The sequence below is a fragment of the Microbacterium sp. 13-71-7 genome (genome assembly GCF_002257455.1).
GTDB lineage: Bacteria > Actinomycetota > Actinomycetes > Actinomycetales > Microbacteriaceae > Microbacterium.
Window position 1 is genome coordinate 1 of the sequence record NZ_NCKN01000253.1, and the last position, 5,339, is coordinate 5,339.

General features: G+C 73.5%; 6 protein-coding genes. 2 read left to right on the forward strand and 4 right to left on the reverse strand.

What is annotated here, in order from left to right; all coding sequences use genetic code 11:
• On the reverse strand, positions 1-1,221 hold a 1,221-nt coding region (locus tag B7X32_RS17960; protein WP_292722746.1), incomplete at its 3' end, for an MFS transporter.
• Positions 1,221-1,670: a MarR family winged helix-turn-helix transcriptional regulator gene (locus tag B7X32_RS17965; protein WP_292722749.1), complete on the reverse strand. Its 450-nt coding sequence runs from the start codon at positions 1,668-1,670 to the stop codon at positions 1,221-1,223. The genes B7X32_RS17960 and B7X32_RS17965, both read right to left, overlap by 1 nt.
• Before the next feature lie 56 nt (positions 1,671-1,726).
• Here B7X32_RS17965 and B7X32_RS17970 point away from each other — a divergent pair, with 56 nt between their 5' ends.
• A complete protein-coding gene (locus B7X32_RS17970) occupies positions 1,727-2,311 on the forward strand; it encodes a cysteine hydrolase (protein WP_292722751.1) in 585 nt (194 codons plus the stop codon).
• On the opposite strand, the gene B7X32_RS17975 is transcribed toward B7X32_RS17970, so the two are convergent.
• Positions 2,256-2,822 carry a 4-phosphopantetheinyl transferase gene (locus tag B7X32_RS17975; RefSeq protein WP_292722756.1) on the reverse strand — a complete coding sequence of 189 codons (567 nt, stop codon included), beginning with the start codon at positions 2,820-2,822 and terminating at the stop codon, positions 2,256-2,258. The genes B7X32_RS17970 and B7X32_RS17975 overlap by 56 nt on opposite strands.
• 171 nt (positions 2,823-2,993) lie before the next feature.
• Between B7X32_RS17975 and B7X32_RS17980 the strand changes: the two genes are divergently transcribed.
• On the forward strand, positions 2,994-4,331 hold the full coding sequence (locus tag B7X32_RS17980; RefSeq protein WP_292722758.1) for an MFS transporter: 1,338 nt from the start codon (positions 2,994-2,996) through the stop codon (positions 4,329-4,331).
• Positions 4,332-4,461: 130 nt separating this feature from the next.
• On the opposite strand, the gene B7X32_RS17985 is transcribed toward B7X32_RS17980, so the two are convergent.
• Positions 4,462-5,274 (reverse strand): alpha/beta hydrolase, encoded by an 813-nt coding sequence (locus B7X32_RS17985; RefSeq protein WP_292722761.1) that lies wholly within the window; start codon positions 5,272-5,274, stop codon positions 4,462-4,464.
• Between the last annotated feature and the right edge of the window lie 65 nt (positions 5,275-5,339).

A 5,339-nucleotide genomic window follows, 5' to 3' on the forward strand; every position in this document is an offset into this window, starting at 1 on the left:
GTTCCCCGCGGAGGAGGCGATGCGCGCCGGCTCGGCCTGGTAGTACAGCGAGTTCTGGATCGCGAGGTTGTTGAGGCCCTGCGGGATGCCGAGCACCAGCATCGCGAGCACGAGGAACCAGATCGGCGAGGAGCCGGTCATGAACAGCACGAGGATCCCGGCGACCAGCTGCGCGGCGGATCCGACCAGCAGCTTCCAGACCACCTCGGGGCGGCGCCCGAAGGCCACGGCGACCGCGATGCCCGCGGCGAAGACCGGGAGCAGCACGAGTCCGGCGACCGTCGGGGTGAGGCCGCGGCCGTCCTCGAGCCACTGGGTGAAGCCGTAGACGAAGGTGTACGAGATGGTCGCCGTCAGCAGCGACCGCACGTAGCTGAGCAGCAGCGGCCGGTTGCCGGAGAGCACCCGCACATCGATGAAGGGATCGGGGATCCGGCGTTCCCACCACACGAAGACGGCGCCGGCCACGACGGCGACGACGAGCAGCCAGATCAGCGTCGGCGCGATGTTCTGCAGGAACACGAGCAGGGCGAGCATCGTGACGGCGAAGAGGAGGATCCCGATCCCGTCGATCCGCGGCCGGTCCTGCACGGCGGGTTCGAGCCCGGTCCGCCGGGGGAGGAAGAGGGCGCCGAGCAGCAGCGTGGCGAGGCCCAGCGGCAGGTTCACGGCGAACGTGGCGCGCCAGCCCCAGGCGCCGATGAGCAGACCGCCGAGCGCGGGCGCGATCACGGCGATGGTCTGCGTCGTCACCGAGAGCAGCGTCAGGATCCCGGCGGGGGAGGCGAGGCCGGTGCGCGCGCCCTCCGCGCGGATCAGGTGCATCGCGGCGGGGTAGCCGGCGCAGGTGCCGAGGCCCAGGATCACGCGGGCGGCGACGAGCCACCAGATGCTGTCGCGGTTCTCGGGGGCGAGCAGGCCGATGGCGCCCGCGGCGGCCACGAGCACGGCGCCCAGGAGGAAGAGGGAGCGCACGCCGAAGATGTCGACGAGACGGCCGACCAGCGGCTGGCCGATCGCGGTCGCGAGGTAGAGGCTGGACACGAGCCACACCGTCTCGCTCGCCGGGGCGCCGAGGGCGAGGCCGATCGGCGTGAGGGCCACGGCGATGATCGCGGTGTTGATCGGATTGAGGATCGCCCCGATCATCATCGGCGCGAGGAGGCGCCTGTCGAAGCGTCCCGCGGGGGCGGGCCCTCCGATCCGCGGGAGGAAGCGCATCAGGGCAGCATCCTCTCCAGCACGACCATCGCGGCGGAGACCGTGCGGAGGTCCGCAGGGTCGAGGTCGGTGAGGGCGTGCTCGAGCCAGGCGGCCGCGGCGTCCTTCTGGCCCTCGATGCGCGCCCATCCCGCGTCGGTGAGATCGATGATCTGCCTCCGGCCGTCGCTCGGATCCTGACTGCGGGTCACGAAGCCCGCGTTCTCCAGGGTCTCGACCGTCGCCGCCATCGACTGCGGCCGGACGCGCTCGGCGGAGGCCAGGGCGCTCACGGTCGAGACGCCGCCCTTGCCCAGTCGGGCGAGCGCCGAGGCCTGCGAGGGGGTCAGGGAATCGTCGGCGCCCGCCTCGCGGAAGCGCCGCAGCAGGCGGGCCACGACGGTCCGCAGATCGAGTGCCGTCTGCGCGGGGCTCGGGGCGAGGGGCGTCTCAGGCGGGGTCTCGGGCATATCGACAGTCTAAACTGCACAGGTAAAACTGTCTAATGTGTGCGAGGATGCGGCACATGACCACCGCACTCCTGCTCATGGACTTCCAGAACGGCATCGCCGGACGCTACGCCGAAGGCGGCTCCGACGTGATCGCGAACGCGCAGCGCGCGCTCGCCGCGGCCCGTGCCGCGGGGATCCCCGTCGTCTTCGTCCGCGTCGCGTTCCGAGAGGGCTTCCCCGAGGCGGCCGCACGCAACAAGGCCTTCGGCGCGATCGCTCAGTCGCCCACGGCTCCGCACATGGGGGAGGACGCCGAGGCCACGCAGATCGTCGACGCCCTCGCGCCGCGACCCGGTGAGCCCGTGGTCGTCAAGCGGCGATACGGCGCATTCGCGTCCGACCTCGACGTGGTGCTGCGAGGACTGGACGCGACCGACCTCGTGCTCGCCGGCGTCTCCACGAGCGGAGTGGTCCTGAGCACGGTCCGTCACGCCGCCGACCAGGACTTCGGGCTCACGGTCCTCTCCGACGCGTGCGCGGATCAGGATCCCGAGGTGCATCGGGTGCTGCTCGAGAAGGTGTTCCCGCGTCAGGCCGACGTGGTCACGGTCGACGCGTGGGCGTCGGGTCTGGGCCGGGCCGCCGCAGCGCGAGCGTGACGATCGTGCCGGGCGCGGCGGCGACGGGCAGGATCCGGAACCCGCCGCCGTCGGGCACCGTCGCGTATCCGCCGCGGGACAGGCCGGGGGAGAGGCGCACCCGGTCGGGAGGGACCATCAGACCGCGCCCGTCGGCCTTGAGCGCCGCCTCGATCGCGGTCCATCCGCGGAGGTCAGGGGGATCCGCCGGTGCGAACAGGAGCGAGAGCTCCGGCGCCGCCCCCTCGAGCTCCACGTCGATGCCGAGCGCGTCCGCATCCTGCCGTCGGGCGACGGCGACGACGACCCAGGGGCCCGCATACGCGGCGCTCGCGAGCAGGGGCGCGTGCGGCAGCAGCGGGCGGCCGTGCGGGCCGCCGCAGACCGGGCAGCGCTGCTCGATCCGCAGGTCCGCCCCCGGCGCGAGCTCAGCGGCCAGTGCCCGGATGAGGCCGCGGCCGGTCTCCCGCCGATCGCCGGGCGTCGTGCGCGCCCACGCGATCCGCACGCCCTCGACCGTCGCCCCTTGCACGACCCCAGCGTAGAGCGGCGCCGCCCCGCCCCCTCCCACCTCCGCGTCGTCCCCCTCAGCGCACGCCATGGGCTCCGCTCGCGGGGACGACTCGGAGGTGGGGTGAGCCGGGGCGGGGTCGGAGGCGGGCGGGGGCGTCGGGCTTCCTCGCACGCCCTAGGATCGAACCCTATGACTTCGGATCCGGCGGGCACCCAGACGATGCGCCGCCCTGGTCCGGTCGGCCGCATCGTCGGATCGCTCGACGATCCCGTGCTGCGCGCCCTGGTCACCGCGACCACGGTCGCGCGCATCGGCCGCGGCGTGTTCCTGACGATCACGGTGCTCTACTTCATCCGCATCGTCGGACTGGACGGCGGCCAGGCGGCGATCGTGCTGGCCGCGGCGAGCGGCAGCAGCATCCTCGCCTCGTTCCTCGGCGGATGGCTCGCGGACCGGTGGAGCGCACGGCGTGCGTCCTTCGTGTGCGAGGCCGCGGCGGGGCTCTTCCTCGTCGCCTATGCCTTCGTCGGCACGTTCACGGCCGCGATCGTCTTCGCCGTCGCGAGCGGCTTCCTCGACGCCCTGGCGCAGTCGTCCCGCTCGGCGGTGATCGCACGCGGTTTCACCGGTGAGAACCGCGTGCACGCCCGGGCCGTGCTGCGCACCGTGACGAACCTCTCGATCGCGGCAGGATCCGGGATCGCCGCGATCGCGCTGGCCATCGGCACCCCGGTCTCCTACCGGACCGTGATCGTGATCGCCGGAGCGATCTGCACGGTCGGCGCGCTCCCGCTGCTGCGGCTGCCCTCGTCCGTCGACGCCGCCCCGCGGGTTGCGGAGGCGGTCACGACCGAGACCGGATCCGTGAACACCGCGGCGACGGCCGCCGCCGAGAGGGAGCTGCGGCGCGACTGGCGCGCCCGCTCGCCCTGGCGGGATCCGCGCTACCTGCTGCTCGCCCTGTTCTCCGCCGCGTTCGGCATGCAGTTCGGCGTCGCCGAGGTCGGCGTGCCGTTGTGGATCGCCCACGCCACCACGGCGCCCGACGCCACGTTCTCGGTGCTGCTCATCGCGAACACCGTGCTGGTCGTGCTGTTCCAGGTGCGGTTCTCGCGACGCACGCACGACCTGCGCGTCGCGGGCAAGGTCTCGCTGATCGCGGGCGTGCTCATGGCGGGGGCCTGTCTCGTCTACGCCTCGGCCGCCGGCCTCCCCGTCGTGGCGGCGATCGCCGTGCTGCTCATCGCGCTCATCGCGCACACCTTCGCCGAGATCCTGTCCCAGGCCGGCGGCTGGGGCCTGAGCTTCGAGCTCGCCGACCCCGTGCGCGCGGGCGCCTACCAGGGCGTCTTCGGGATGACGTTCGCGATCGGCTCGCTCTTCGCGCCGCTCCTCGTGAACGCGACCGCGATCGCCCTCGGATTCGCCGGCTGGGCGATCCTCGCCGTGGTGTTCCTCGGATCCGCGCTGGGGATCTCCGCGATCGCCTTCCGCGCCGCGAGGCAGCAGCCCCAGCCCCAGCCCTGACCCCCCTACCTCCGAGTCGTCCCCGTCAGCGGAGCCGATAGCGTGCGCTGGCGGGGACGACTCGAAGGTGGGGGAGCCGGCGCCAGGGCGAGTGCGTCGGGCGCGCGAGTGCGTCAGGTGCGCGAGTCGGTCAGGTGCGCGAGAGGAAGTCTGCGATGCGGGCGGCGGCCGGGGCGGCGTCGCGGATCATCGTCTCGTGACCGCAGCCGGGGATCTCCGCCAGCTCCGCCTGCGGGATCGCCTCCGCGACCGCGCGGGTCCAGACCGACGGGCACACCGGATCCCGCGTGCCGCGCAGCACGAGCGCCGGCACGGCGATCCGCGGATAGAGCTCCTCGGGGCGGTGGGCGACCGTGGCCCTGATCTTGCGGACGAGCTGCGGACCGGCACGGAGGTACTCGCGCACACCGCGCAGCACCACGCGCGGATCGATCGAAGCGGTGTCGTGCAGGAACCGCAGCGCCTGCAGGGCGACGCGCCGGGCGCCGGCGTCGACGGTGGGCGCGGCGAGCACGACGGCGCGCACACGGTCCGGGTGGCGGACGGCGAGCTCGGTCGCGACCTGGCTCCCCATCGAATGCCCGACGACCGTGACCGCGGGCAGGCCCTCGGCGGACAGGTACGCCGCGACGAGGTCGGCATGCTCGGGCATGGTGAGCGGCACGTCGGGCTCCGGCGCGGCGCCGAAGCCCGGCAGGTCCACGGCCACGACGACGCCGTCGAGCCGCCGAGCCAGCTCGACGAAGACGCTGCGCCCCATGCCGAGCCCGTGCAGGAGCAGGAACACCGCGGGCTCGGCGCCCTCCGCGGATCCGGCGCCCTCCGCGGATCCGGCGCGCTCCCCGGATCCGGATCCGGCTCGCTCGGCGATCAGGGTCGCGGATCCGACGCTGAAGGCTGTGACGGTCCCGCCGAGGGCCGGGGTCAGGTCGGGAGCACTCACCGAACCACTTCATCACATCCGGCGACGCGCGAAGTCACGCGCCCCGGGCGCTCACCACCTTCGAG

Coding starts and splice junctions, on each gene's coding strand:
- B7X32_RS17980 (WP_292722758.1), top strand. CDS start 2,994: ATGACTTCGGATCCGGCGGGCACCCAGACGATGCGCCGCCCTGGTCCG.
- B7X32_RS17965 (WP_292722749.1), bottom strand. CDS start 1,670: ATGCCCGAGACCCCGCCTGAGACGCCCCTCGCCCCGAGCCCCGCGCAG.
- B7X32_RS17970 (WP_292722751.1), top strand. CDS start 1,727: ATGACCACCGCACTCCTGCTCATGGACTTCCAGAACGGCATCGCCGGA.